The sequence below is a fragment of the Olsenella sp. An293 genome (assembly GCF_002159495.1).
Classification (GTDB): domain Bacteria; phylum Actinomycetota; class Coriobacteriia; order Coriobacteriales; family Atopobiaceae; genus Thermophilibacter.
Genome location: NZ_NFIT01000003.1, coordinates 166,205 through 192,697 on the forward strand (window position 1 = coordinate 166,205; position 26,493 = coordinate 192,697).

General features: G+C 70.3%; 21 protein-coding genes. 17 read left to right on the plus strand and 4 right to left on the minus strand.

The window, feature by feature from the left end:
- The first annotated feature begins 94 nt into the window (after positions 1-94).
- The 3 genes from B5F85_RS02925 to B5F85_RS02935 are packed head-to-tail and all read left to right on the plus strand — an operon-like array spanning position 95 to position 3,714.
- Complete coding sequence (locus tag B5F85_RS02925; RefSeq protein WP_087314235.1) at positions 95-1,555, plus strand: lipopolysaccharide biosynthesis protein; 1,461 nt, start codon at positions 95-97, stop codon at positions 1,553-1,555.
- Between the two features lie 55 nt (positions 1,556-1,610).
- Entirely contained in the window at positions 1,611-2,726 is a 1,116-nt protein-coding gene (locus B5F85_RS02930) for a DegT/DnrJ/EryC1/StrS family aminotransferase (RefSeq protein WP_087314237.1), read from the plus strand.
- A 13-nt stretch (positions 2,727-2,739) separates the two neighbouring features.
- Positions 2,740-3,714: a glycosyltransferase gene (locus tag B5F85_RS02935; RefSeq protein WP_087314239.1), complete on the plus strand. Its 975-nt coding sequence runs from the start codon at positions 2,740-2,742 to the stop codon at positions 3,712-3,714.
- Positions 3,715-3,741: 27 nt separating this feature from the next.
- Here the strand turns inward: B5F85_RS02935 and B5F85_RS02940 are convergent, their stop codons facing one another.
- Positions 3,742-4,794, minus strand: a complete 1,053-nt coding sequence (locus B5F85_RS02940; protein ID WP_087314241.1) for a glycosyltransferase — start codon at positions 4,792-4,794, stop codon at positions 3,742-3,744.
- A gap of 77 nt (positions 4,795-4,871) precedes the next feature.
- Here B5F85_RS02940 and B5F85_RS02945 point away from each other — a divergent pair, with 77 nt between their 5' ends.
- Entirely contained in the window at positions 4,872-5,777 is a 906-nt protein-coding gene (locus B5F85_RS02945) for a glycosyltransferase (RefSeq protein ID WP_087314243.1), read from the plus strand.
- 47 nt (positions 5,778-5,824) lie between these two features.
- On the opposite strand, the gene B5F85_RS02950 is transcribed toward B5F85_RS02945, so the two are convergent.
- The 3 genes from B5F85_RS02950 to B5F85_RS02960 all read right to left on the minus strand — a co-directional run bounded on the left by B5F85_RS02950 (position 5,825) and on the right by B5F85_RS02960 (position 9,045).
- Positions 5,825-6,178, minus strand: coding sequence for a DUF2304 domain-containing protein (locus tag B5F85_RS02950; RefSeq protein ID WP_239386626.1), 354 nt, complete (start codon positions 6,176-6,178; stop codon positions 5,825-5,827).
- A gap of 11 nt (positions 6,179-6,189) precedes the next feature.
- Positions 6,190-6,873 carry a glycosyltransferase family 2 protein gene (locus B5F85_RS02955; RefSeq protein ID WP_087314245.1) on the minus strand — a complete coding sequence of 228 codons (684 nt, stop codon included), beginning with the start codon at positions 6,871-6,873 and terminating at the stop codon, positions 6,190-6,192.
- Between the two features lie 78 nt (positions 6,874-6,951).
- A complete protein-coding gene (locus B5F85_RS02960) occupies positions 6,952-9,045 on the minus strand; it encodes a DUF6541 family protein (RefSeq protein WP_087314247.1) in 2,094 nt (697 codons plus the stop codon).
- Positions 9,046-9,184: 139 nt separating this feature from the next.
- On the opposite strand from B5F85_RS02960, the gene B5F85_RS02965 reads away from it, so the two are divergent.
- The 13 genes from B5F85_RS02965 (at position 9,185) to B5F85_RS03025 (ending at position 26,488) form a co-directional block, all read left to right on the plus strand.
- Positions 9,185-10,666, plus strand: coding sequence for a hypothetical protein (locus B5F85_RS02965; protein ID WP_087314249.1), 1,482 nt, complete (start codon positions 9,185-9,187; stop codon positions 10,664-10,666).
- A 35-nt stretch (positions 10,667-10,701) separates the two neighbouring features.
- Positions 10,702-13,311 (plus strand): L,D-transpeptidase family protein, encoded by a 2,610-nt coding sequence (locus B5F85_RS02970; RefSeq protein ID WP_087314251.1) that lies wholly within the window; start codon positions 10,702-10,704, stop codon positions 13,309-13,311.
- A 94-nt stretch (positions 13,312-13,405) separates the two neighbouring features.
- Positions 13,406-13,639, plus strand: coding sequence for a hypothetical protein (locus B5F85_RS02975; RefSeq protein ID WP_087314253.1), 234 nt, complete (start codon positions 13,406-13,408; stop codon positions 13,637-13,639).
- Positions 13,632-15,116 carry a class I adenylate-forming enzyme family protein gene (locus B5F85_RS02980; RefSeq protein ID WP_087314255.1) on the plus strand — a complete coding sequence of 495 codons (1,485 nt, stop codon included), beginning with the start codon at positions 13,632-13,634 and terminating at the stop codon, positions 15,114-15,116. The genes B5F85_RS02975 and B5F85_RS02980 overlap by 8 nt, the downstream gene beginning before the upstream one ends.
- On the plus strand, positions 15,113-15,772 hold the full coding sequence (locus B5F85_RS02985; RefSeq protein ID WP_087314257.1) for an acetyltransferase: 660 nt from the start codon (positions 15,113-15,115) through the stop codon (positions 15,770-15,772). Before B5F85_RS02980 ends, B5F85_RS02985 begins: the two co-directional genes overlap by 4 nt.
- A 9-nt stretch (positions 15,773-15,781) precedes the next feature.
- Entirely contained in the window at positions 15,782-16,684 is a 903-nt protein-coding gene (locus B5F85_RS02990) for a hypothetical protein (protein WP_087314259.1), read from the plus strand.
- Positions 16,685-16,710: 26 nt separating this feature from the next.
- On the plus strand, positions 16,711-19,656 hold the full coding sequence (locus B5F85_RS02995) for a hypothetical protein (protein ID WP_143786120.1): 2,946 nt from the start codon (positions 16,711-16,713) through the stop codon (positions 19,654-19,656).
- A gap of 63 nt (positions 19,657-19,719) precedes the next feature.
- Positions 19,720-21,816 carry a hypothetical protein gene (locus B5F85_RS03000; RefSeq protein ID WP_087314263.1) on the plus strand — a complete coding sequence of 699 codons (2,097 nt, stop codon included), beginning with the start codon at positions 19,720-19,722 and terminating at the stop codon, positions 21,814-21,816.
- A gap of 65 nt (positions 21,817-21,881) precedes the next feature.
- Positions 21,882-23,012: an FAD-dependent oxidoreductase gene (locus B5F85_RS03005; protein WP_204204611.1), complete on the plus strand. Its 1,131-nt coding sequence runs from the start codon at positions 21,882-21,884 to the stop codon at positions 23,010-23,012.
- Positions 23,013-23,014: 2 nt separating this feature from the next.
- Positions 23,015-23,962, plus strand: coding sequence for a glycosyltransferase (locus B5F85_RS03010; protein WP_087314267.1), 948 nt, complete (start codon positions 23,015-23,017; stop codon positions 23,960-23,962).
- Positions 23,959-24,882 (plus strand): sugar nucleotide-binding protein, encoded by a 924-nt coding sequence (locus B5F85_RS03015; RefSeq protein ID WP_087314269.1) that lies wholly within the window; start codon positions 23,959-23,961, stop codon positions 24,880-24,882. Before B5F85_RS03010 ends, B5F85_RS03015 begins: the two co-directional genes overlap by 4 nt.
- The gene (locus B5F85_RS03020) at positions 24,879-25,658 is read left to right on the plus strand and encodes a sugar phosphate isomerase/epimerase family protein (RefSeq protein ID WP_087314272.1); all 780 of its coding nucleotides are present in this window, start codon (positions 24,879-24,881) and stop codon (positions 25,656-25,658) included. Before B5F85_RS03015 ends, B5F85_RS03020 begins: the two co-directional genes overlap by 4 nt.
- Positions 25,655-26,488 (plus strand): glycosyltransferase family 2 protein, encoded by an 834-nt coding sequence (locus tag B5F85_RS03025; protein ID WP_087314274.1) that lies wholly within the window; start codon positions 25,655-25,657, stop codon positions 26,486-26,488. The genes B5F85_RS03020 and B5F85_RS03025 overlap by 4 nt, the downstream gene beginning before the upstream one ends.
- Positions 26,489-26,493 lie beyond the last annotated feature (5 nt).

The window sequence follows — 26,493 nt, forward strand, 5'->3', positions numbered from 1 at the left end:
GTGGCGCGCCGACGGGGCTGGACTGTCGGCGCGAGACTGTCAGAATAGATGATACTGCGCGGACGCGCGGGGGAGACGAGCGAGAGGGGGCGAGGTGCGCGCGGAGGAGCTCAAGGCGACGACGATTCGCTCCTTCCTCTGGAAGCTCTTCGAGCAGGGGGGCGCCTCCGTGGTCACCCTGCTCGTTCAGGTCGTCATGGCGCGCCTGCTCGCGCCGACGGAGTTTGGCGTGCTCGCCATCATGCTCGTCTTTGTCAACGTGGGCAACGTCATCGTGACGAGCGGCCTCAACACCGCGATCATCCAGGCGCCCGATGCGAGCGACGACGACTTCTCAACGGTCTTCTGGATGAGCCTCGCCGTCTCGCTCGCGCTCTACGCGGCGCTGTTTGTCGCGGCGCCGGCGATCGCGGCGTTCTACGCGATCCCGCAGGCGGTGGCGCCGCTCCGGGTGCTGCTGCTCGTGCTCGTGGTCAACGCCTACAACGCGATCCAGGAGGCCATCGTCGCCCGCAGCCTCGACTTCCGCAAGACGTTTCGCGCCACGGTGAGCGCGGGCGTCTCCTCGGGCGTCGTCGGCGTCGCCGTGGCGCTCGCCGGGGGCGGGATCTGGGCGCTCGTGGCCCAGCAGCTCTCGCAGCAGCTCGTCAAGTGCCTCGTGCTGGCCGCGCAGGTCCCCTGGAAGCCGCGGGCGGTCTTTCGGCCCGAGCGCGCGGCGCGCTTCTTCCGCTTTGGGTGGAAGCTGCTCGCCTCCGGCATGCTCGAGCAGGGCTACCAGGGCCTCTCGGACCTGCTCATCGGCAAGGTCTTCTCGACCTCCGAGCTCGGCTACGTGAGCCAGGGCAAGCGCTACCCCAACGCCCTGGGGGCGCTGCTCGACGGCGCGATCCAGCCGGTCATGCTCTCCGCGGCGGCGCGCGTCCAGGACGACCGCGACATGGTCAAGCGCCTCGCGCGGCGCGCCCTCAAGACGAGCACCTTCTTCGTGGCGCCGGGCATGCTCGCCTTCGCGGTGGTCGCCGAGCCCCTCGTGCGCCTGCTGCTCGGCGAGGCGTGGCTGCCGTGCGTGCCGTTTCTGCAGATGTACTGCATCGTCTACGCCCTGCTGCCCATACAGTCCACCAACCTGCAGGTGCTCAACGGCATGGGGCGCAGCGACCTGTTCCTCAGGCTCGAGGTCATAAAGAAGCTCCTCGGCATCTGCATCCTCGCGTTCACGACCTTCGTCCTGCGCGACCTCACCGCCATCGTGGCCGGCTACATCGTCACCGCCGTGCTCAGCACTTTCGTGAACGCATCCCCCAACCGCCGCGTCATCGGCTACGCCTACCTCGAGCAGGTGCGCGACATCTGTCCGGCGTTTCTGCTCTCGGCCCTCGCCGCAGCGATCGCCTGGCCGCTCTCCCTCACGGGCCTGCCCGATGCGGCGCTCGTCGTCTGCCAGGTCGTCGTCATGGTCGTCGCGTACCTCGGCGTGGCGGCGCTGCTGCGCGTGGAGGAGCTCGGCTACCTCGTGCGCACGGCGCGCGGCGTGCTCGGCACGAGGGGCAAATGAGGGCTAGTATGGAGAGGTTCCGCGCACCCCGCGTCCACGCAAGCTAGGAGCATCGATGCACCACGCGACGCCCATCCTCGTCACCCGCTCGTCAATGCCGCCCCTCGAGGAGTACGAGGCGGAGATCGCCTCCCTCTGGGAGTCCCACTGGCTCACCAACATGGGCGAGAAGCACCACCAACTCGAGCAGGACCTGCGGTCGTTTCTCGGCGTGGACCACATCGCCCTGTTCGTGAACGGGCACAGCGCGCTCGAGTGCGTCATCGAGGCGATGGGACTCTCGGGCAAGGTCATCACCACTCCCTACAGCTTTGCCTCCACGACCCACGCCATCGTCCGGAAGGGCCTCACGCCCGTCTTCGCCGACATCAAGCCGGACGACTACACGCTCGACCCCGCGTGCGTCGAGCGCCTCGTCGACGACGAGACCTGCGCCATCATGCCGGTCCACGTCTACGGCAACCTCTGCGACGTCGACGCGCTCGCAGAGATCGCGCGCCGCCACGGCCTCAAGGTCATCTACGACGCGGCCCACGCCTTCGCGGTCGAGCGCGACGGGATCTCCGCGGCCGCGTTCGGCGACGCCTCGATGTTCTCGTTCCACGCCACGAAGGTCTTCAACACCGTCGAGGGCGGCGCCGTGTGCTTCTCGGACCCCGCCCTGGCCCCCTTGCTCGAGCAGTGGAAGAACTTCGGCATCACGGGCACCGAGTCGGTCGAGTACGTGGGCGGCAACGCCAAGATGAACGAGTTCTGCGCCGCCATGGGCATCTGCAACCTGCGCCATGTCCGCGAGGAGATCGAGAAGCGCCGGCACGTGGCCGAGCGCTACTGGGAGCGCCTGGAGGGCGTTCCCGGCGTCCGTCTCAGCCTGCCCCAGCCGGGCGTCACCCCCAACTACGCCTACCTGCCGGTCGTCTTTGAGGAGGGTGAGTTCGGCGCCACGCGCGACGAGGTCTACGAGGCCCTCATGGCCCTCGACATCCACCCGCGCAAGTACTTCTACCCGCTCATCAGCGACTACGCGTGCTACGAGGGCCGCTTCGACTCCGCGCTCACGCCCGTCGCCCGTCACGTGGCCGACCGCGTGCTCACGCTGCCCATGTACGCCGACCTCTCGCTCGAGGACGTGGACTGGGTCTGCGACGTCGTCCTCGGCGCGCGGCGCTAGCGAGGGGGCGCTCATGGGCGAGACGCCGCTCGTCTCCATCGTGGTCTCGGTCTACAACCACGCCCCCTACGTCGAGGAGTGCCTGCGCGGCATCGCCGCCCAGAAGACGAGCTTCCCGTTCGAGGTCATCGTCGGCGAGGACTGCTCCCCGGACGGGACGGCCGAGGTGCTCCGGCGCCTCGAGCCTGAGCTGCCGGGCAACTTCACCATCATCTGCCGCGAGAAGAACCTCGGCGCCGCCGCCAACGGCGAGGACCTCTACCGGCGCGCGCGGGGCGCCTATCTCGCGCACGTCGAGGGGGACGACTTCTGGACCTTCGACGGGCGCCTGCAGGCCCAGGTGGACTTCCTCGAGGCGCACCCGGACTACGTGGCGGTCTACACGCGCTGCCACGTGGTGGGGGAGGACTCGAGGCCAAACGGCGAGCGCTACCCCCAGTGCCCCCATGACGACTACTCCCTCAGGGAGTTCTTCTACAGCCGCATGCCCGGGCAGAGCGCCACGATGCTCTGTCGCAGGGAGCCCTACCTGCGCGGCCGCGCGGAGCTGCTCGGGCTCATGGAGCCGGGGACCTACTACCCCGGCGACCGCCGCAACGCCTTTTCCCTTCTCGTCGAGGGACGGGTGCGCTGCCTGCAGAGCGACTGGTCCGCCTATCGCCACGTGGTCCGGAGCGGGGGCAGCAGCTACTCCTCGCGCGTGCGCTTCGACGAGGCCTACGCCCGCGCGGAGATCTCCTACGGTCGGGCGCTCGTCCGCTACGCGGAGCTCCGCGGCACGCCCGAGGCCGTCGACTGCGCCAAGCGTACCTGCTACCGGTTTCTGCTCAAGTGGGCCGCGGACGGGCGCTGCTCCCTTCGGCTCTCCGACGCGCTGCGCGAGGTCATGGCGGAGCGGCGACATAGGGTGCGCTACCTGCTCGCGCCGATCCAGTGGTACCTGGTGCTCGGCCTGCGCAGGCTCAGGGGCGTGCCGATCGACCTCTAGGGGCCGGCGCCCCTCGCGCCCGGCCCGTCACCACTTGATGTCGACGTGGAGCCGCTCGATCATGAAGCGGTAGACCGCGAGCGCGGCGGGCATGAGCCCGGCGCGGTAGACCGAGCGGGCAAAGCGGAGCCTCCTGAGCGCCCCGCCGTGCGCGCGCACGCAGGAGCGCTCGAGGTAGGGAGAGCGCGACCAGGTGGGGAAGTGCTCGTCGAGGTAGGCGGTCGTCTGCGAGACGGCTCTGCTCAGGTCGACCTCCCTCGAGCAGGAGAGCCTGAAGGACATGGAGACCCCCAGGTGGAGGAAGACCGTCGCGTCGAGCTCCTGGAGCAGGGCCTCGCTCGCTCCGTCCGCCTCGAAGTCGCGGCGCACCTCCAGCAGCGCCCGCTTGACGCTCTCCACCTGCTCGGGCGTCACGGTGTTGATCATGGACCCCTCGCGGATGACGTAGCGGTAGGGGGCCGTGCCGGTGAAGGCGACGCGCCCGTCGCTTGCGAGGTAGGCGAGCTGGCTCAAGGTGACGTCCTCGAGGATCTTGGGAGGGGCGTCGAGGCGGCGCATCCTCATGAGCAGGTCGCGGCGGAAGCACTTGTTCCAGGCGGCGGGGTTTATCTCGATGAGGCGCACGGGCTCGTCGTGCGCCACGAAGGAGGGCCTGGGCTCGTCCATCTCGGTGGAGAGGGTTGCCCCGTCCTTCTCGGCCACGCGCCTGAAGCCGCAGACCACGACGTCGGCGCCCTCCCTTACGGCCGTCTCGTAGAGGTCGCTCGCGAAGGTGGGGTCGACGTGGTCGTCGCTGTCGACGTAGGTCACGTAGTCGCCCCGCGCCACGTCCGTGCCGCTCCATCGGGCGTTCCAGAGCCCCCCGTTCTCCCGGTCAACCACGCGCACGACCCCGGGGTTTCTCGTCTCGTAGTCCCTCAGCAGCTCGAGCGAGCCGTCGGGCGAGCCGTCGTTCACGAGGATGATCTCCAGGCCGTCGAGGGTCTGGGCGAGGAGCGAGTCCACGCAGCGCGGCAGGAGCGCGCGCGTGTTGTAGCAGGGCACGACGATGCTGAGCTTGGGTGTCTGGGCTGGCGCCATCGGGCGGTTCCTCTCTGCTGCGCTATCCTAGGGGACTATGGTAACCCTTGTCAGCACGGGCGGGGAAAGGAGGACGCGTGAGCTCGGAGGGCCCGAGAATCGCCGTCGCCATGTCAACCTACAACGGCGCAGACCACGTGGCCGAGCAGCTCGACAGCGTGCTCGCGCAGGATGCGGGGCCCGCGGCGGTCTACGTGCGCGACGACGGCTCCACCGACGCCACGCTCGACGTCCTCGCACCCTACGAGGCCCGCGGCCAGATCGTCCTGCTTCGGGGAACGAACCTCGGCGTGACGGGGTCCTTTCTCGAGCTGCTCTCCCTCGTGCCGGCGGAGTTCGACTTCGTGGCGCTGGCCGACCAGGATGACGTGTGGCACGAGGACAAGCTCTCGCGCGCCCTCTCCGTGATCGGCGGCTGCCGACGGGACGCCCCCGTGCTCTACTGCTCCGAGTACGTCTTCTGCGATGCCGAGATGGTCCCGCAGGGGCGCTCCCACCTCAACCGCTCCGGCGTGGACTTTGCGAGGATGCTCTACGAGAACGTGACCTCGGGCAACACGATGGTGCTCAACAGGTGCCTCGCGGACCTCGTGGCCGGCGCCGGCCGCGAGGGCGTCTACTGCCACGACTGGTGGATAGCCCTCGTGGCGAGCGCGCTCGGGGAGATCCGCTACGACGACTTCTGCTCCCTCGAGTACCGGCGCTGCGGCTCGAACGCGAGCCCCACGGGCTCCTCGGGCCCGGCGCTGCTGCGCTACCGGGTGCGGACGTTTCTCTCCGGGGACGGGCTCGCGCGCGTGACCGAGCAGCTCGAGAAGCTCGAGGCCTGCTTCGGCGACCGGCTGGCGCCCGACAGGCGCGCCCTTCTGCGGCGCTTCCTGCGCGGCGGCAGGCTCTCCAAGGCGCTCGCGCCCGTGAGGCTGAGGCAGGGGGTGCCCGAGGAGCTCGCCCTCAGGCTGGCGTTTGTGCTGGGGCTGCTCTAGGGTCCCGCGCGCGGCTAGCGCCCCTCTCGCGGCCGGGCCGCGCGCGGCTAGCGCCCGTCCTTCTCGGCGGTGTCCCCGTGCGCGAGCGCGACCTCCTGGGCGAGCTCGTTGACCTTGGCCTTGAGGCGGCTGATCTCGGCGGAGTTGGTGAAGACCTTCCAGAGCAGCAGCACGATGATCGCGAGGTAGACGAAGTTGCTCGGGCTCATGAAGCCGAGCGCCTGGGAGAGGACGATCGCGATGTCGGGGAAGAGCGCGAGCACCACGAACACCGCCGCCAGCACGACCCAGAACACCGCGTCCTCGACGAGGATCTTCTGGCGCCTGACCTTGCGGCCCACCACGGCGAGGGCCGCGAGCGCCCCGAGCACGAGCATGATGCGGAGATAGAAGGGCAGCACTGCGTTTCCACCTACCTGAGGAATCGGGACATGATGATCGAGAGGCACGTGCGGCTCATGTACATGATGACGTTGCCGAGCTTGAGGTAGCTCTCGCCGCCCTGGCGCTCGCGCATGCGCGCCTGGATCTCGACGACGGGGCCAAAGCGCCGCGCGACGTAGGCCACCATGTCCGGCTCGGGGGCGCAGTCGAAGCCGGTGGCAAAGAGCTCGATCATGCGCCGGCTGTACATGCGCATCCCGCTCGTGGGGTCGGTGATGGTGGCGCCGGTGGTGAGCTTGATGAGCAGCGTGATCAGGCGCGAGCCGACCCCGCGCGCGCCGCTGGGCCGCACCGTGCCGTCGAGGAAGCGCGAGGCGATGACGATGTCGGCGCCGCGCTCCTCGAGCACGCGCGCCATCTCGGGGATGTAGTCGGGGAGGTGCTGGCCGTCGGCGTCGTACTGCACGACGGCGTCGTAGCCGTGGCGCAGGGCGTACTTCATGCCGGTGCGGAAGGCCGACGTGAGCCCCGTGTTGACGGGCAGGTTGACGCCGTCGATCGCCTCGTCGCGCATGACGCGGGCCGTGCCGTCGCGCGAGCCGTCGTTGACGACGAGGTAGTCGACCTGCGGGCACGCCGCCGTGAGCGAGCGTATCGTGTCGGCGAGGCACTCCTCCTCGTTGAAGGCCGGTACTATGGCGAGCACCCTCATGCAGCGGCTCCTGCGATCGTGCGCGTAACGTCTCATAGCAGTCTAGCACGCCCGCGCCGCGACCGGGCGCGCGGCGCCTCAGCGCAGGATGCGGTAGAGGGAGAGGTTGCCGTCCATCCGGGCCACGAGCTCGAAGCCCTCGGTGTCCTCCGTGATCGAGGAGATGCCGTCGTAGTCGTAGGGGTTGTAGTCCCCGCGCAGGTCCACGAAGCCGAGCTCCTCCTCGTCGACGCGCAGCACGAGCACGTAGCGCGCGTCGACGGCATCCACGGCCTCGCGGACGCGCTCGTCGGTGGCGTACTCGTCGAGGCGCAGGCGGATGATCTTGCTCTCGAGCGTCTCGGTGCCGTTGTTCAGGCCCACGAAGTTGCGGTAGTAGACCCTGAGCCCGTTGGTCCCGTAGGTGAGAAAGCTCCCGTCCATGGGGTCGTTGACGATCAGGGCGCCGTCCTCGACGAGCTCGGCGACCTGTCCGGCGAACGCGTGCTCGCCCTGGTCGAGGGGGGCGCCGTACGAGAAGACCTGCCCGGCGAGGATGCGGTAGTCGCCGAAGGTGGTGTGGGTCGTCTTTCGCCAGTCGCGCCGCTCGATGCCCTCGTTCTCCTCGAGCTCCTCCTCGGTGTAGTCGCGGTGGGTGCCGGCGACGTTGAACTCGGGCATGAAGTTGACCACGAGGAAGAGGGCGGCGATCGCGCAGGCCACGAGCGGGGCGTTGACCGCGCGGCCGCGCGACGCGTTGTAGGCGCCCACGACCCGCAGGCACACGTCGTAGACCCAGGCCATGCCGAGCGAGGCGAGCGGGACGGCGGCGATCGCGCAGTTGGCGGCGAGCCGCATCGGGTCGGTGTACCAGAAGCCCGCGAGCAGCTGCTTGTACTCGTCCTCGTGGGTGGCGGCGATGAGCAGGATGTAGCAGGCGATGAGGTAGGAGGCCACGAGCCAGCGGCGCCCGGGGGTGAGCGCCGCGCAGACGAGGCCAAAGATCACGAGCAGGGCGAGCACGGGCTGGATGGCCATCTCGGCGTGGAAGCCAAAGGTGTAGGAGAGCGTGAGTATGTTGACGATCTCCTGCCACGCCCAGGCGAAGGGCTCCCAGATGTGGGTGACCGTGCCCTGCATGAAGGGGAGGTGGTAGCACCCCACCCAGACCGCCACCACGAGCGCGGCGAAGCCCGCCGACGCGCCGAGCTTGGCGACAATGCCCAGCGAGCGCGCGCCGCAGGCGTCGCAGATGCGGTGGATTGCGTAGGGGCTCAGCAAGACGACGCAGGTGAACAGGACGTTGGGGTGGCACAGCGCCAGGCCCGCCGAGCAGACGAGCAGTGTCGCGAGCGTGCGGACGCGCTCCGAGACGCCGCCCTTCTCGCCGAGCAGGTGCACGAAGAGGGCCATCGCGATGGGCACGAGCGAGAAGCCCGCGAGGTTGGGGTAGACCGGCCCAAAGATGATGAGGCTCCAGGGAAACGCCACGAAGGCGAGGCTCGTGAGCGCGCCGCAGACCCTGACCGCCCGCCGCTCGGGGAACAGGAGGGCGAGAAGCGCGAGCATGCCGAGCGGGTAGACGAGGCACGGCAGGACGAGCATCGAGGCGTTGATCGTCACGGTGGCGTGCGCGCCGGTCAGCATCATGGCGACGGCGCACAGGGCGTGCCAGCCGGAGGGGTAGAACCCGCTGAGGTCGACCGGGGCGATCGCGGCGTCGGCGGGGTCGAGGTAGGCGTTCGTGCCCAGGGAGGTGAGGCGGCCCGAGTCGGCCATCGACCGGATGAGGTCGAGGTGCTGCGTGAGGTCGTAGGCCTGGAACAGCGTGTCGGGCGTCCCGAGCCTCGAGACGTAGAGGTTGTAGCCTAGGGCGACGCCGAGCGCGACGTAGACGAGGGGTAGCCACGGCTCGATGCGGGGCAGCGAGAGCTCGCGCGCGCCGCGGGCCCGTGTGATCGCCAGCGCCGCGCCGGGCACGGCGACGAGGGGGACGAGCAGCGTCAGCGCCGAGGACGTGACGCCCGCGAGGTCGAGCGCCTGGCCGAGCAGGGCGACGAGGGAGAGGCTGACGAGGGGGGAGCAGCACACCGACCACACGCGGCCCATGCCGAGGGCGCGCAGCGCGAGGTAGCCGGGGACGAGCAGCAGCGCGCAGAGCGCGAGCGAGACGACGAGAAACTCAAGCCACATGGCGGGGACGCCCCTTGGGATCGAGCGCCGTCGGGGGAATTGTTTCCGCCGGCGGTTGATTGCGGACACATACGTCTGTGACGGTATCATAATAGGAGCGTTTAGCCCGTGGACATCACCTCCGACGAACAGGAGCCCCATGAGGACAAGCCAGCCCATCTCGCCCCGCCTCTCCCGCCCGCTCGCCGCGCTCGGCGTCGCGGCGCTTCTCGCCCTGGCACCGGCGCCCGCGCTCGCCGTCGAGCCCGCGTCCGACCCCGCCCCCATCACGGTGATGGCAAACGGGGCCTCCGGCTGGGTCCGCGGCGAGGACGGCGCGTGGCGCTTCAGCCTCGCGGACGGCACGGTCGTGCGCGGCTGGCTCGTGACCGACGTGCTCCCCGGCGAGAGCGCCTCGACCGGCCTGCAGCGCTACTGGCTCAAGGCCGACGGCTCCCTGGCCACCGGCGAGCTCATCCAGACCGGCGCCTCCTCGTGGACCTACGCGCGCCCGGAGGGCTACGTCGTCCGCGGCAAGTGGACCGACCCCGCCACGGGCAACGTCTACCTCTCCGACAACGACGGCAACCTCGCGAGCGCCGGCTGGGTCGTCTCGGACGCCTACGGCGACGGCCTGCAGCGCTACTGGGTCGACGAGGTCGCCCACGCCTGCGTGCCGGGCATCTCGAGCGCCGGCTGGGCCCACTACACCTCCGCCGCGGGCTACGTCCTGCGCGGCAGCCTTGAGACCGAGCACGGGACCCTGATCGCCGACAACGACGGCCGCCTGCTCGAGGACCGCGTCGCCGCCGTGGACGGCGAGGGCTGGTACGTCGGCGACCTCGGCGCCGGCCTGCAGCGCTACAACTTCAACGCGGTGGACGGCCACCTCTACGCGAGGACCGGCGTCTTCACCGCCACGATCGGCGGCGTCGAGGCGCGCTTCTACGCCAGCCCCGAGAACGGCTACGTGGTCCGCGGCGCCACCGCCGCGAGCCCGCTCTACCTCGAGGGCGCCTACTGGTCCTCCGACAACGAGGGGCGCCTGACCCAGGTCAGCGTCGCCCCCGACGACACGCCGCGCTCGCGCGACCCGTGGCTCGCCACGGTCACCTGGGGCGACGACGCCTCCTACATCTCGACCCTCGCGGCCGCCGCGGCGCGCATCGGCAGCGACACCGACTACTTCATCAGCTTTGACAACGAGCTCTGCCGCGTGATCGTGTTCGAGCGCACGGCGAGCGGCACCTGGCAGGCGACCAAGCTGTGGAACTGCCACGGCGCGAAGAACACCTACAGCGCCGCGAACAAGCACATCTACGGCTGGGGCGGCGTCTACAAGATCTCCGACCACCAGATCTGCGCCTGGGACGACAGCTACTTCGGGCGCGGCTACAACGACTGGGCGTCGTGCTTCATCGAGTACTACGAGAAGTCCAACGTCACCGGTCACTCCCGCTACATCCCGGGCAAGGGCTGGGAGAACTGCGCCTCGTTCCACTCGTCCGCCTATGCCTACACCGGCAACACCATGACCGGGTGCTGCGGCCTGCTCTATGAGAACGCCAAGTGGGTGCACGACGTCGTGCCCCTCGGCACCACGGTCATCGAGTTCGAGTACAGCGACGGCACCTACTTCTAGGCCGCCTGCAACCAGGTTTTGAGGAGGAGAAGAACGTGAATCATCTGAGAAGCAGCCGTCCCGCGGTCGTCGCGGGGCTGGTCGCGACTCTTGGGCTCACGGCGACGCTCGCCGTGGCCCCGGTGACGGCCGCGGCCGACGAGCTGCCCGCCGCTGTGGAGGGCATCGGGGCCGAGGCCCCGGCGCCCGTCGAGCAGACGGCCGATCAGGCGGGCGCCCTGCCCGCCGGGCGGTCGGACGACGAGGCGCAGCTGCTCGCCGACGACCCCGGCCAGCCCGCCCAGCCGGCGGACGACGCCATCGTCATCGGCGCCTACGACGAGGGCGCGGGCAAGCCCGCGAGCGGCGGGCAGGCCCCGACGGCAGATGAGGGCGCTCCCGAGACGCCCGAGACGTCCGCGGTGCCGGAGGCGCCCGCGGACCCCGTCGTCGACGAGCCCGCGGACGGAGATGCCGCGGCCGACATCCCGACGGCGGAGGAGGGCGAGGCGCAGGTCCCGGGCGGCGAGCAGGCCGCGGGCGAGACGGCGGACGCCGACGTGACCGAGGACGCCGAGACCGAGGATGCCGCCGACGCCGAGCAGGACGCCGAGCAGGGCGCCGACCCCGAGCTGGACGCCGACGCCGAGGGCGCCGACGCCGAGCAGGTCGCCGAGGAGGGGCCGATCGAGCCCGCCGCCTCGGAGGACGAGCGGGACGACTCCGTCGCGGTCGAGGCCTCCCAGGCCAACTCCTGGGTCAAGGACGAGAGCGGCGCCTACCGCTGGTACGACGCGGCCGGCAACCTCTCGCAGGGCGGCTGGGTCGTCACCGACAAGAACCTCGACAACGTCTCGGGTGAGCTGCAGCGCTACTGGATCGAGGCGGACACCGGCGCGCTCGCCTTCTCCAAGCTCCTGACCATCATCGAGAACGGCGTCACCTACTGGTCCTACGCCACGGCCGACGGCTACGTGGTCCGCGGCAAGCACACCGTGGTCGGCGCGGACGGCAACGTCTACGTCTACCTCGCCGACAACGACGGCCGCCTCGCCGGCACCGGCTGGGTCGTCTCGGACGCCTACGGCGACGGCCTGCAGCGCTACTGGGTCGACGAGGAGGCCCACGCTGCCGTTGTCGGCTACTCCTCGGACGGCTGGGACCACTACACCACCGAGAAGGGCTACGTCGCCCGCGGAAAGGTCGCCGCGACCGAGGGGGACCGCCAGCTCGTCTACCTCGCCGACAACGACGGCCGCCTCGCCGAGGCCGGCTGGGTCGTCTCGGACGCCTACGGCGACGGCCTGCAGCGCTACTGGGTCGACGCCGAGGCGCACGCCGCCGTGGTCGGGCCCTCGGCGGACGGCTGGGCCCACTTCACGACCCCCGAGGGCTACGTCGCCCGCGGGTTCGTGAGCTACGGGGACCGCATCTACGTCGCGAACAACGACGGCCTGCTCGAGGACCGCGAGGGCTGGCTCGTCACCGACGCCTACGGCCACGGCCTGCAGCGCTACTTCTTCGCCCATGACGAGCTCACCGGCTGCTCCTTCATCCAGACCGGCTTCTTCCAGGCCGACCTTCTGACCGGCGGCGCCGGCGAGCTGTGGTTCTACGGCAACCCCGAGCTCGGCTACGTGGCCCGCGGCAAGATGGGCACCAAAAACGGCGTCCTGATCGCCGACAACGACGGCGTGCTCGCGGAGTCCTACGTCGACTTCCCGGAGGGGATGTACGTCACCGACCGCTTTGACGGCCAGCTCAGGCGCTACTACTTCGTGCGCGTGGACGGCCACCTCTTCGCCAAGACAGGCGTGTTCGTCGTGGACGGCGAGCACTACTTTGGCTATGAGGACGAGGGCTATCTCGCCATCGGCCGCAGCGCCTACGGCCGCGGCATGATCGTCGCCGACAACGACGGCCGCCTGCTCTGGAGCGACGTCGAGGGCTGGGTCGTCACCGACCGCTTCGACGGCGCGCCCGAGCGCTACTACCTCTGGGACCTCGGCGGAGGCGTGATGGGCGCGCGGCTGGGCCTGTTCAAGGTCGGCGCCAACCAGTACTACGGCCGCGAGGACACCGGCTACGTCGTGCGCGGCACCTACACCGCCCCGGGCGGCCAGACCTTCTACGCCGACAACGACGGCAAGCTCTCCTACACCTTCCTCACCAGCGCCGGCTGGAGCGCCTTGGAGCGCATCAAGGGCCTCTACAGCTGGACCCAGTACCTCATCGCCGTCGACGTCACGAACCACCGCACGGTGGTCTTCCAGGGAGGCTACATCCAGTCCAAGGGCTGCTACGGCAACTGGACTCCGCTCTATGACTGGGGCTGCGGGACCGGCAGGCTGTACTACCACGACGGCGAGGGCACCCCGCGCGGCACCTACACCATCGGCGGCGGAGGCGCAGACTACAACTGGATGCCGGGCGGCTACGTCCCGGGCGGGTACCGCACCACCTACTGGGTGAAGAACGACGTGAAGTACTTCACCGGCTTCTTCCTCAACCTGGGCTTCCACTCGACCGTGGGCATCGAGGGCGGCTACAGCGACTCAAGCCAGCTGGGCGTCAACATCTCCCACGGCTGCATCCGCCTGCTCGAGAAGAACGCCAAGTGGATCTACGACAACGCCCTCCCGGGCACCAAGGTCGTCGTCTACTAGGCCGCGCGGGCGGACGCCCGCGACGATGCGGTAAGATTGCCACGGCGGGGCGTATCCCCGCCGTGGCATCGTCGTATCTATGAGGAGAGCATCAATGAAGCTTGAGAAGCTGGTCGCGGACACCCTCGCCATTCCCGTCGAGCGGGTGAGCGACTCCCTTTCCATCGACGACTGCGACGAGTGGACCTCGATGAGGCAGGTCGCGCTCATCTCCGCCCTCGAGAGCGCCTACGCCACCGAGTTCGACATCATGGAGTCCATCGAGATGGACTCGGTCGGCGCCATCCGCGAGGTGCTCGAGGCCAAGGGCGTCGAGCTCGATGGCTAGGGTGCTGCCCGGCACCTCCGTCGCCGCCTGCGTCGCCCGCCGCGCCGAGGAGCGTCCCGGCGCCGCGGCGCTCGTCGTGGGGGGCGAGGAGGTCTCCTACGGGCGCCTCTGGGCCGCCGCGACGTCCTTCTCGGCGCTTCTTGCTTCCAAGGGGGTGGGGCGCGGGGACCGCGTGCTGCTCCACGCCCGCCACAGCCTACCCTACGTGGCCGCCTACCTGGGCGCCACGCGCCTCGGAGCCGTGGCCGTCCCCTACGAGGAGGGCCTTCCCGAGGCCTCGGTCCGCGAGCTCGCCGAGCGCGTCGGCGCCGCCGCTGCCCTGAGCCCCTCGCCGGTCCCCGGCGTCGCGGCGTGGCTTTCCGAGGACGAGGCGCCCGCCGAGCCGGACGCCCCCTGGGAGGGCCTGCCGCCCGAGGCGTCAGAGCTCGCCGAGCTGCTGCTCACGACGGGCACGACCGGGCGCTCGAAGGTCGTCGAGCTCTCGCACGGGGCGGTCATGTCCGTGATCGAGAACATCGTCGAGGCGACGGGCATCGAGGACGACAACGTCTCGCTCGTGCCCATGCCCCTGAACCACGTCTTTGCCCTCCGCCGCCTCCAGACGGGGCTCGTCATGGGGGCCACCGTCGTGCTGCTGAACGGCGTGGCCTCGCTCAAGCGCGTCTTCGGGGCTCTCTCGGGCAACCGGGTGACGTCGCTCAGCCTCGTTCCCTCGGCGCTCGCCTACATCCAGCGGGCGACCAAGGACTACCTCGGGACCTTCGACGGCCAGATCCGCTTCGTCGAGTCGAGCTCGGCGCCGCTTCCCGCCGCCACGCGCCAGTGGCTGCGCACGGTCCTGCCGAGCGCGCGCCTGTACAACTCCTACGGCTGCACCGAGTCCACGGCCTGCTGCATGCTCGAGTACAGCCACCGCGCCGACGACGGCGCCTGCGTGGGCGCCCCCTGCGCCACGGCGAGGATCGAGATCGTCGACCCCCGCAGCGGCGAGCCGCTCGCCGAGGGCGCAGGGCGCATCGTCATCGGCGGCTCCGCCGTGATGAGCGGCTACTGGGGCGACGAGGAGGCGACGGCCGCCACGCTGCGCGACGGGCGCGTCTTCACCAACGACCTGGGCTATCTGCGCGACGGCGAGCTCTACGTGCGCGGCCGCATCGACGACGTCGCCATCATCGGAGGCCACAACGTCTCGCCCGTGGAGGTCGAGGAGGCCATCGGCGCCTGCCCGCTCGTGGCGGAGTGCGCCTGCGTGAAGGGCTCCGACCCCATCACCGGAGACAGCCTCGCGCTCTTCGTCGTGTGGGGGGAGAGAAAAGACGACGAGGCCCTCGCCGCCTTCATGCGCGAGCGCCTCGAGCCGTTCAAGGTCCCCTCCGTGGTGCGCACGGTCGACGCCATCCCGCGAACCTACAACGGCAAGGTCGACCGCAAGCCGCTCGTGGCGGCGCTTGCGGGAGAGGGCGAGGTGGGCGCATGATCTTGGCCATCTACGGCACGGGCGGCACGGGTCGCGAGGTCCACGAGATCGTCCGCGACGTCGACCCCTCCGGCGAGCGCTGGGAGGAGGTCGTCTTCGTCGACGACGTGACCGACGCCCGCGAGCTGTACGGCTCGCGCGTCATGCCCTTCTCGCGCCTCGCCTCCGAGCTTTCCCCCGAGCGGGTCGAGTTCGTCGTCGCGGTGGGCGAGCCCACCTCGCGCGAGCTGCTCTTTGACCGCGTCACCGAGGCGGGCTACGGGCTCGCCACCATCGTCCACCCCACCGCGCACGTCTCACCGAGCGCCCGGCTGGGCGCCGGCGTCTTCGTCAAGATGCAGAGCATCGTCTCGGCCGAGGCCGTCCTCGAGGACAACGTCTTCGTCCAGGCGGACGTCATCGTCGGCCACGATGTCCACGTGGGCCGCCACACCCAGATCTCTGCGTTCTCGCACATCGCCGGCAACGCGAGCCTGGGGCAGCGGTGCTACCTGGGCGTGCGGGCATCCGTGCGCGAGGAGTGCCGGATGGGGGACGACGTCGTGTGCGCGATGGGCGCCGTCGTGATGGAGAAGCGCGTCCCCTCGCGCGTCCTCGCCATGGGAAACCCCGCTCGCTACGTGCGGCGCAAGGCGGGGAGCAAGGTGTTTGGCTAGGAGGTTGCCATGAAGCGGGTTCTCATCGTGGGCGCCGGGAACGTGGGGTCGGCGGCTGCGCACACGATCGCCCTGAGGGGCCTGGCCGACGAGGTCGTCCTCTTCGACCGCCGCGCCGCCCGGGCCGACGCCGAGGCCCGCGACCTCATGTGCGCGCTTCCCAGGATGGGGGCGCGCGCCGTGGTGCGCGCCGGCTCGCCCGAGGAGTGCGCGGGCGCCGAGGCGCTCGTCGTCTGCGCGTCCGCGCCGGCCCGCCTGGGCCAATCGAGAAACGACATGCTCGTCAAGAACGCCCAGATCGTGCGCGACACGGTGTCCGCCGCCGAGGCCGCGGGCTTCTCGGGGCTCTACCTCATCGTGAGCAACCCCGTCGACCTGCTCGCCCACCTGGTCGTCGACGAGCTGGGAGTTTCCTGCGAGCGCGTCGCGGGTACCGGCACCCTGCTCGACTCGCTGCGCCTCGAGGACCTCATTCGCGCGCGGCTCGGCGCCGCCGAGGCGTGCGCGCTCGCCCTCGGGGAGCACGGCGAGGGCCTCACGGTCGACTGGGGCCGCACGCTCGCGGACGGCGCCGAGGTCCCCGAAGCCGAGCGCCCCGGGCTCGTCCGCGCCACCGTCGACGAGGCCTACGAGATCATGAAGGGCAAGGGCAGCACGAGCTACGGCATCGCGCTCGCGGTCGCGACCGTCCTCGAGGCGCGCGAGCGCCGCGACGGGAGGGTCCTGCCGCTCTCCGTGGCGGCTCGGGGCGCCTACGGCATCGACGACATGACCCTGGCGCTGCCGGTCTCCTTTGGTCCGGACGGGGCCCCCGTCGTCCGCGAGCTCGAGCTCGACGCGGCGTCGGTCGGGCGGCTCCGGGAGGTCGCCCGTGCCATGCGGGAGGCCTACGAGGCCGGCAGGCAGGGCTGAGGCCGCGCGAGGGCCAGGGGGCGACGATGAGACACCTTGAGAGAAGCGGGGGAGCGAGAAGCCCCTTGGGCCGCGCCTCGGCGCTCTGGGCGGCCTGCACGGCGCTCGTCGTCGCGTGCCTTTCCCGGGCGGGCGGCCTCGCGCTCGCCCAGTCGGTCGCGCTCTCGTCCTTCTCGGACCGCGCCATGGGGCAGGCGGTCTCCTCCGGGGTCGACGTCTCGGGCGTCGTCGGGGGCTACTACGGCCTGCTCGCGCTGCTGCTCGTCGCGCTCGTCGCGGCGCTTTGTGCCTCCGCGCTCCTCTCGCGCTGGGCCGGGGCGGGCCCTTTTGCCGAGGGCGGCGACGCGGCGCGCTTCGAGCGCGCCTCCCTCGAGTACGGCCTGGTCTGCGCGTTTCTCGGCGGGTGGGCGCTCGTCACGGGCGCCGAGCTCGCCCCGCTCGTCCTGTGCTACCTCGGCTGCACCCTCCACCTCGTCCTCGCGGCGCTCTCCCGGCGCCTCGGCGCGCCCTCCTACGAGCTGACGTCGGGCGCGCTTCTCGCCCTCTTCCCGCTGGGCGTCTTCCTGCTCACCTCCGTCTCCCTCGCGCAGGGCGCGCTCACGGGGGCCCTCTGCGCGAGCGTCGCGCTCGCCGTCGCCCTCGTCGGCGGCTGCGTCGCGCTCTTTTTGGGGCCGTATCGCCGCGACGCGGACCGCTTCTCGGCGGCGCTCGCCCGCGCGGGCGTGCCGCTCCTCGCGTCCTGCGCCGCCAACCCCGTCCTGCTCGAGCTGAAAAACGTCCTCGTCGCCCGCGGCGTCATCGCCGCCGGGCGGCCCTTCGCCGTCTACGCCCTGCTGACCGCCTGCTGCGGCGCGGCCGGCCTCGTCCTTCTCGCCCGCGACGCGAGGGGGGACCGGCGCGTGCCGGACGCCGGCCTCTGGCGGCGCCGGGCGGCGGCCCTGCTCGTCGTCGCGGTGGTGCTCTCGGCCTGGCAGCCCCCCGTCACCGTGGAGTACGGCACGGAGTACTTCGAGAGCTCCAACCACGGGATCGCCCTGGACGCGCTCTTCCGCCGAGGCGAGGTGCCGCTCGTCGAGAACTTCGACGCGCACATGCTCATGCGCGAGCTCACGGGCATCCTCTACTACCTGCTCAACCCCTACGAGCCGTGGGGTTACCTCGTCTACCAGCTGCTCGTCAACGTCCCGCTGACGCTCGTGCTCTACCTGGCGCTTTCGCGCGTGCTGCCCGCCCGCGCCGCAGCGCTCTGGACGGTCGCCTCGCCCGCGCTGCTGCTGACGGCGGGCTCTCGCTACCTGCTGCCCTCGCTCGCCTATGCCGTGGTGGCGCTGCTCGCCCTCTGGGCGGCGGTGAGGAGGCCGTCGGCGCCGCGCTACGCGCTGCTGTGGCTCTCGGTGGCGCTGCTGTGCCTTCTGGGGCTCGACTCCGGCCTCGCGGGCATCGTGGCCACGGCGGTGACCCTCGCCCTCGTCTGGGCCCAGGACCGCTCGCGCGTGAGGTGGGGGAGGGCAGCGGCAACGGGCGTCGCCGTCGCGGCGGGCTTCCTCCTGCTGTGGGTGGCGGTCTGCGCCCTGAAGGGGATCGACCCCGTGGGCCGCCTCGCCGAGTTCGTCTCCACCGCCGCCTCGAACGCCAACTGGGCCACCTGGCCGGTCGCGGACGTCTCCTCGGTCGCCTTTGGCGTCTACTACCTCGTCGTTCCCGCCGCGGTCCTTCTCGCCCTCGTCGCGCACGTCGTCTCGCGGCGCTCCCGCGAGGCCTTCCGGGGCGGCGGCATGGTCGCGGCCACGTGGGTCGCGTTCGCGTTCTTCGCAGTCTTCTACCTTGCCAACCTGAGCCGTGGCGTCGTGCGGCACAACCTCGCGGAGGGAAACGTCGCCGTGCTGCTCTCGACCTCGGGGCTCGCGGCGCTCTCGCTCGTGTTGCACCGGGGCCTCGCCTCGGGGGAGGATGGCGTGAGGTCCTTCGGCCGCTTCGTCGCGGCGAGCGGGGTCGTGACGCTGCTCTTCCTGCTGCCCGTCTCCGAGGGCGTGGACTACGCGACGCGCTTCGAGAGCGCCGCCTCGCTCGCCCTCGAGCAGTGGGCCTCGACGGACGCCTACAAGACCGACCCCGAGCCCGGCTCGCGCGTCACGGGCTCCTCGAGGGTCGACGAGACCCTCGTGGGGCTGCTCGACGCGACGCTCGCGGAGGGTGAGACCTTCCTCGACCTCTCCGGCTCGGGCTACCTCTATGCCGTGACGGGGCGCGAGAGCCCGCTCTACGTCAACCAGGCCCCGGCCATGATCAGCGGCGACTCCGGCCAGCTGCGCGCCCTGGCGCAGATCGAGGAGGCCGACCCCGCCCTCGTCCTCATGCCGAGCTCGGCGGGCACGGCCATCGACGGCCTCGACACCTGCCTCAAGTACTACCGCCTCTTCGAGCGCGTCTACGAGGGCTACGAGCCGCTCGCGCGCCTCGACGGGGCGAGCTACGACGTGTGGTGCCGTGCCGGCGAGCGCGACCGGCTGCTCGAGGCCCTCTCCGAGGCGCTGCCCGAGGGCTCCTGGGCGGCCGTCGAGGGCTACGACCCGCTGCCCGGCCCCGGGCTCGGGCTCGTCCCGCTCGTCTGGGCGGAGCTCGACGAGAGGGGCGCCTGGGACCAGCCGGTCGAGGCCGAGGCGGGCGTCGAGCTCCCGCGCGCCCTGGGCGCGGGCGAGTCTCTCGGGTTCGGGCTCCCCGAGGGCGTCGGCGCGCGCCCGGCCTACCTGGCGCTCACGGTGGACGCGTCCTCGGACGCCACGATGACGCTCACGATCGGCGCGGGCGCGCAGGAGCGAGCCGTGAGCTTTGGCGTGGGCGCGGGCGAGCACCGCTACCTCGTGCGGGTGTCCGCCTACTACCAGTGGTGGGAGAGCGCCTCGCCTGCGCTCTCCGTCGAGGCGAGCGCCCCCGTAAGCATTGTGGACGCCGCCGTCCTCGCGGGGGACTGACGGCCCGAGCCGCTGTGCTAAGATGCTTCGGAGTTATGTGACGTGAGACAAGGGAGGTTTCCAGTGGCACGTCATCTCCAGGCAGTCGCGGACGCCTCGCCCGAGCGCGAGGCCGCGCCGCTTCCCACCTGGGCGCGCGCGGCCGACGTCATCGGCTGGGTCGTCTTCGTCATCCTCCTGATATGCCTCGCGGTCGGCGCGGGCTTCGATGCGAGCTTCTTCAACGACTTCTTCGCGATCAACGGCGACTGGCAGGCGTACAACCCGCCGAGGCGCCTGCTCGCGGGACAGGTCCCCTACAAGGACTTCAGCGTCTACCTCGGCGCCGGTGAGCTCTACACCGTCTCCGGCGTCCTGGCGCTCGTGGGCAACACGTTCGCCAACAGCATGTTCGCGACCAACTTCCTCACCTTCCTGTTCTTCGAGCTCTTCGTGTTCGCGTGCGCCGTCGCCGTCTTCGGCGGCTTCAGGCACGCGCGCCTCCCCACCGCGCTCATGGTCTGCTTCACCATGTACGTGAGGACCTGGTCGCCGGACGACTACTTCGTGATGCTCGGCACCACCGCCGGCAACTCCAACCGCATGATCCGCGCGGGCGGCATGGTCCTGGGCATCCTGATCATCCAGGCGCTTCTCCACGTCCGGCGCGGCGTCGGGGCCACGCGCTCCGAGGCGCGCGTCTTCGGCGTGGTCACGCCCATCCTGGCGGGAGCCCTCATCCCGTGGAGCAACGACATGGGCGTCGTGTTCTACGGCGTGCTCTCGCTGCACTACGCGGTCCTCTACATCGCCTGCTACTCCAAGGGGCTGGTCGACGTCGTCCTGGCGGCGCTGAGGTACGTCGCGATCTCGGTCGCGGCGTTTCTCGTCAGCGTCTTCGTGGTGTCTCTCGGCCACCCGCTCGAGTGGTTCAGCTACACGATGGGGGTCGCCTCGTACCAGGGCTGGTTCTACGACCCGCGCGACGGCAAGCTCGTCTCGATCTTCGACGCCCGCCTGGCCCCGGTGACCATCCTGCTCATCGCGTTCTTCGTGCTCCTGTGCCTGCGCGCGCGGCGCAAGGGCGCCCCGCGCACCCTCGAGGGGTCGCTTCTGCTCACGGCCACGACCATCGCGGCGAGCTGCATCCTCTGGAACTACGCCTACACCATCGGCAACCGCAACACCGATGGCCTCTACGAGGGCATCTACCTCTCCACCTTCATGCTCGGCACCTTCACGCTCGCGCGCCTCGCGCTCGACGCCGTCCCCGAGGGCGGCCTGCGGCGCGTGCAGCCCCTCGCGGCGTCGTTTGTCGGGGTCCTCGCCATGGGCGTGTTCACCGGCTTCTACGGCATGAGCCGCGTCGCCACGCTCAAGGCCGGCCACCCGGCGGAGTACACCTACTACGAGAAGCTCGACGCGTGGCTCACCGACGCCTGCGGCGTCTCGGTGGCCAAGGAGGCCGAGGTGGTCGGCGACGGCACGGTCTGGAGCACCTACGCCGGCGCCCTCGAGGTGCAGACCGACCAGTTCCAGCCCTCCGGGACCGACTACATCATCCACGTGCTGGGAGACGAGCAGCGCGCCCAATACCTCTCCTCGTTCGAGGAGTCCGACCCCGACTACGTGGTGACCCCGTCGCCCACCCTCAGCGCGTGGAGCGCGTGGGTCAGAAACTCCGGCTGGTGGTTCTACCGCCTGCTGTACCGCGACTGGGAGCCGAGCGTGACCGCCTCCCAGACGGGCAACACCCACACGATCTGGACGCGCTCGGACGGCGGCAACGCCCTCGACGTCGAGGTCGACGTCACCGTGACCAAGCTCAACGAGAGCGTGACGCAGGTCACGCTCACCACCTCCGACCCGACGCTGCAGGCCGTCGCCGACGTGCGCCTCACCGTCAACGCCGGCTCGGGCTTCGCCGTCGGCGGGCTGAGCCCGGTCGTCTACGTCAACCCGCTCACGGAGCTCGAGGTCGAGGCCGGCCGTGGCGTCGACCTGCACAACGCGTGGTACGTCCCGGCCGACTCGACCCAGTACGTGCCCGTGACCATCAAAGACGGCGTCGGGACCGTCGAGCTCACGACGATGGCGGCCGCCTCGCCCACGCTCGACGTGAGCGACGTCGTCGTCGAGGGCGTCTACCCCGACTTCGAGTACACCACCGAGTACGAGTAGCGCCCCCCGCGGGCGCCTGCGCGCCCGAAATCCCTTCGGTCCTGCGTTCTAAGGAAATCGCTTCAATGACGTCACAACAGCGTTGGTCGATGGCAATCTTCGGGGCGGGCCTCTACGGGCTCTACTCCGCCCTCCACGTCGCCCGCTCCGGGCGCGACGTCATCGTCTTCGAGCACGACGACGCCCCCTTCCGCCGCGCGACCTACATCAACCAGGCGCGCGTTCACATGGGCTATCACTACCCGCGCTCCATCACCACGGCCCAGAAGTCGGCCCACTACTTCAACCGCTTCATGGAGGACTACGGCTTCTGCGTGCACCAGGACTTCGACCAGGTCTACGCCACCTCGGCCGCGTGCTCCTGGACCAACGCGGAGCAGTTCGTGAGGTTTTGCGAGAGCGCCGGCATCCCCTGCGAGGAGGTCCCTGCCGCGCGCTACTTCAAGGATGGGCTCGTCGACGGCGCCTTCCTCACCAAGGAGTACACCTACGACGCCCAGATCCTCAAGGCGCGCCTGCTCGAGGAGCTCTCGCGCTGCCCCGAGGCGAAGATCGTCTACGGCGCCCGCCCGGCCGGCCCGGTCGAGAAGGACGCGGGGGAGTGGGTCATCCCCATGGAGGGCGTCACCGTGCGCACGCCCTTCGTGCTCAACGCCACCTACGCCTCGGTCAACCAGGTCAACGCGCGCTTCGGCTTCCCGGCGTTCAACATCAAGTACGAGCTCTGCGAGATTATCCTCTGCGACGTCGCCGCGCCGCTGCGCGACGTCGGCCTCACCGTGATGGACGGGCCGTTCTTCTCGATCATGCCCTTCGGCAAGACGGGGTGCCACTCGCTCACCTCGGTGACCTTCACCCCGCACGACACGTCCTTCGAGGACCTGCCGCGCTTTCGCTGCCAGGGGGCCTCGCAGGGCCACTGCTGCCCCGAGCAGCTCGGCAACTGCGACGACTGCCCCGCGCGCCCGGAGAGCTCCTGGCCCTACATGTCCTCGCTCGCACGCAAGTACATGAGAGACGAGCTCGGCTTCGCGTACCGCTCGTCGCTGTTCTCCATGAAGCCCATCCTGCAGGCCTCCGAGGTCGACGACTCGAGGCCCACGGTGGTGCGGGTCCACTCCGAGGAGCCGCGGTACGTGAGCGTTCTTTCCGGCAAGATCAACACGGTCTATGACCTTGAGGAGGTTCTTGGCTAAGCATGGCTGACAACGAGAAGAGAAAGCAGTTCGTCTCCGCCGTCGTCTACGTGCACGACTGCGCCGCGAGTCTCAAGGGGTTTCTCCCGGCGCTCGCCGGCGGCCTCGACGAGCTCTTCGAGCACTATGAGATCGTGTGCGTCGACGACGCCTCCGCAGACGACAGCATGGCCGTCGTGCGCGACGTCGCCGCCGGCTTTGGCGAGACCGTGTTCAGCGTGGTCTCCCTCGGCGTCTTCCACGGCGTCGAGCGGGCGATGCGCGCCGGCATCGACACCGCGATCGGCGACTTCGTCTTCACCTTCGAGCGCCCCGCCGTGCCGCTTACGACCGAGATGCTCGCCGAGGTCTTCGGCCGCTCGACGGAGGGCTACGACATCGTCGCCGCCGTCCCCGAGCGCGGCGGCACCGTCTCCTCCAAGCTCTTCTACGACGTCTTCAACCGCTTCTCCACGCTGCCCGGCGCGCTCGAGACCGAGCTCTTCACGCTCGTCACGCGCCGCGCCATCAACCGCGTGGGCGCGGTCAACGTCTCCACGCCCCTCGTCAAGGCCGCCTACGCCTCGTGCGGCCTCGCGCGCAGCTCGCTGACCTATCCCGTCGAGCTCTCCGGCGAGGGCGCCGGGTTCACGCGGGAGCGCCGCGAGCGCGCCATCGACTCGCTGCTGTTCTACACCAGCATCGGCTACCAGGCCGCCAAGACCCTCTCGCTCATCATGATCGGCGTGACGGCGCTCGCGCTCGTCTACGCGATCGCGGTGTTTGTGATGGGCCGCCCGGTGGAGGGGTGGACCACCACCATCGTCCTGGTCTCCTTCTGCTTCGCCGGGCTCTTCACGCTGATGGTGCTCGTAGTCAAGTACCTCTCGCTCATCCTCGGCCAGCTCGTGCGCAAGAGCGACTACGTCGTCAGCGACATCCACAAGGTGACGGGAGGCAAGACGAGATGAGAAAGCTGCTCGTGGGGCACACCGGCTTCGTGGGCTCCAACCTCGCGGCCCAGACGGACTTCGACGGCCTCTACAACTCCAAGAACATCGAGGAGGCCTACGGCCAGGGGGGCGACGTGCTCGTCTACTCCGGCCTGCGCGCCGAGAAGTTCCTCGCCAACCGACGCCCCGACCTCGACCACGACATGATCGAGCAAGCCGAGCGCAACATCGAGCGCATCGGCTGCGCGTGCACGGTCTTCATCTCCACGGTTGACGTCTACCCCGACCCGCGCGGCGTCGACGAGACCACGCCCATCGACGCCTCCGAGCTCGCCCCCTACGGTGCCAACCGCCTCGAGATGGAGGGCTGGGTGGCCCGCAGCTGCCCGCGCCACCTCATCGTGAGGCTCCCCGCGCTCTTTGGCAAAAACCTCAAGAAGAACTTCCTCTACGACCTCACCCACCCCGTTCCGGGGATGCTCTCCGACGAGCTCCACGCCCGCCTCGGCGCCGCCGAGCCCCTCATCGAGCGCGGCTACGCCCAAAACGAGTACGGCTTCTGGCAGCTGGTCCCCGGGGCAAAGAAGGACGGTGCGCTCGCCGAGGCCTTCGCCCGCGCGGACTTTGACTCCAAGAGCTTCACGGACAGCCGCTCCCGCTTCCAGTTCTTCAACCTGGCGCACCTCTGGGGCCTCATCGAGCGCGCGCTCGACGAGGGCATCGAGCTGCTCAACGTGACCTCGGAGCCCGTGAGCGCCGCGGAGGTCTACGCCCACGTCTACGGCGGGGAGTTTGTCAACGAGGTCGCCGCGCGCCCCTTCGACTACGACATGCGCACCGTCCACGCCGAGGCCCTCGGCGGCTCGGACGGCTACCTCTACGACCGGCAGACCGTGCTTGCCGAGATCGCCGACTTCCTGAGGGGAGGCGCGCGATGAGGCTCGCCGCGTCGAACATCGCCTGGGAGGCCGCCGAGGACGAGCGGATGTACGAGCTCCTCGCAAAGCTGGGCTTCTCGGGGCTCGAGATCGCCCCGAGCCGTCTTTTCGGGCCCACGCCCTACGAGCGCATCGACGAGGCCGCCGCGTGGGCCGAGGGCCTGCGCGCGCGCCACGGCCTCGCTGTCGCCTCGATGCAGTCCATCTGGTTCGGGCGCACCGAGGAGGTCTTCGGCGCCCCCGAGGGGCGCGAGGCGCTGCTCTCCTACACGCGCGAGGCGATCCTTTTCGCCGAGGCGGTCGGCTGCGGCAACCTCGTCTTCGGCTGCCCGCGCAACCGGCGCCTCGACGGCCGCGACGCCTCGGTCGCGCGCGGCTTCTTCCTCGAGCTCGGCGAGTTTGCCGCCGAGCACGGCACCGTGGTCGCGCTCGAGGCCAACCCGCCGATCTACAACACGGACTACCTCAACGCCACGCCCGAGGCGTGCGCGCTCGCGCGCGAGGTCGGGTGCCCGGGGCTTCGGGTCAACCTCGACCTCGGCACCATGGTGGAGAACGGCGAGGGCGTCTCCGACGTCGACCTCTCGCTCGTCAACCACGTCCACGTGAGCGAGCCTCACCTCGCCCCCGTCGTGGCGCGCGAGCTGCACCATGAGGTCGCCGCGGCGCTCGTCGCCGCGGGCTACGAGGGATTCGTCTCGCTCGAGATGGGCAAGGGCGCCGGCGCCGAGGCGCTGCGCGCGAGCCTCGAGCGCGTGAGGGAGGTCTTCGCATGAGCGCCCCGTTCGAGCGCGTCACCTACGAGCGCAGGCCCGGCGTCCCCCGCTTTGACGCGACGGAGTACGCGCCGCGCCGCTGCCGCTACTGCCTGCTCATCCCCATCATCAACGAGGGCGAGCGCATCGCCCGCGAGCTCGCCCGCGCCAAGGCGGCCGGGGTGTGCGACGCCGTCGACGTCATCATCTGCGACGGCGGCTCCACCGACGGCAGCACCGCCGACGAGGCGCTCGTCGAGGCCGGAGTCAACACGCTGCTCGTGAAGCGCGGCCCCGGCAAGCAGGGCGCGCAGCTGCGCATGGGCATCTGGTTCGCGCTCGAGCGCGGCTACGACGGCGTCGTCACCATCGACGGCAACGACAAGGACGGTATCGAGGCGGTCCCGAGCTTCGTCGAGCGGCTCGAGGAGGGCTATGACTTCGTCCAGGGCTCGCGCTTCGTGCCGGGCGGGGTCTCCGAGAACCTCCCGCTCTCGCGCAACCTGGCCGTCCGCCTCATCCACGCGCCGGTCATCTCGCTCACGGCGGGCCAGCGCTTCACCGACACCACCAACGCCTTCCGCGCCTACTCGAGGCGCTACCTCACCGACGAGCGGGTCCAGCCCCTCCGCGAGGTCTTCGAGGGTTACGAGCTGCTCGCCTACCTCTCCACGCGCGCCACGCAGCTCGGCATGCGCGCCTGTGAGATCCCGGTGAGCCGCGTCTACCCCAAGCAGGGCAAGACGCCCACCAAGATCAGCCCCGTCAAGGGCAACCTCGGCCTGCTCCGCGTCCTTCTCGCCAACGCGCGGGGGGCCTACCTGCCCTCGGGCGCCCGCGGCTCGCGCTAGGTGGG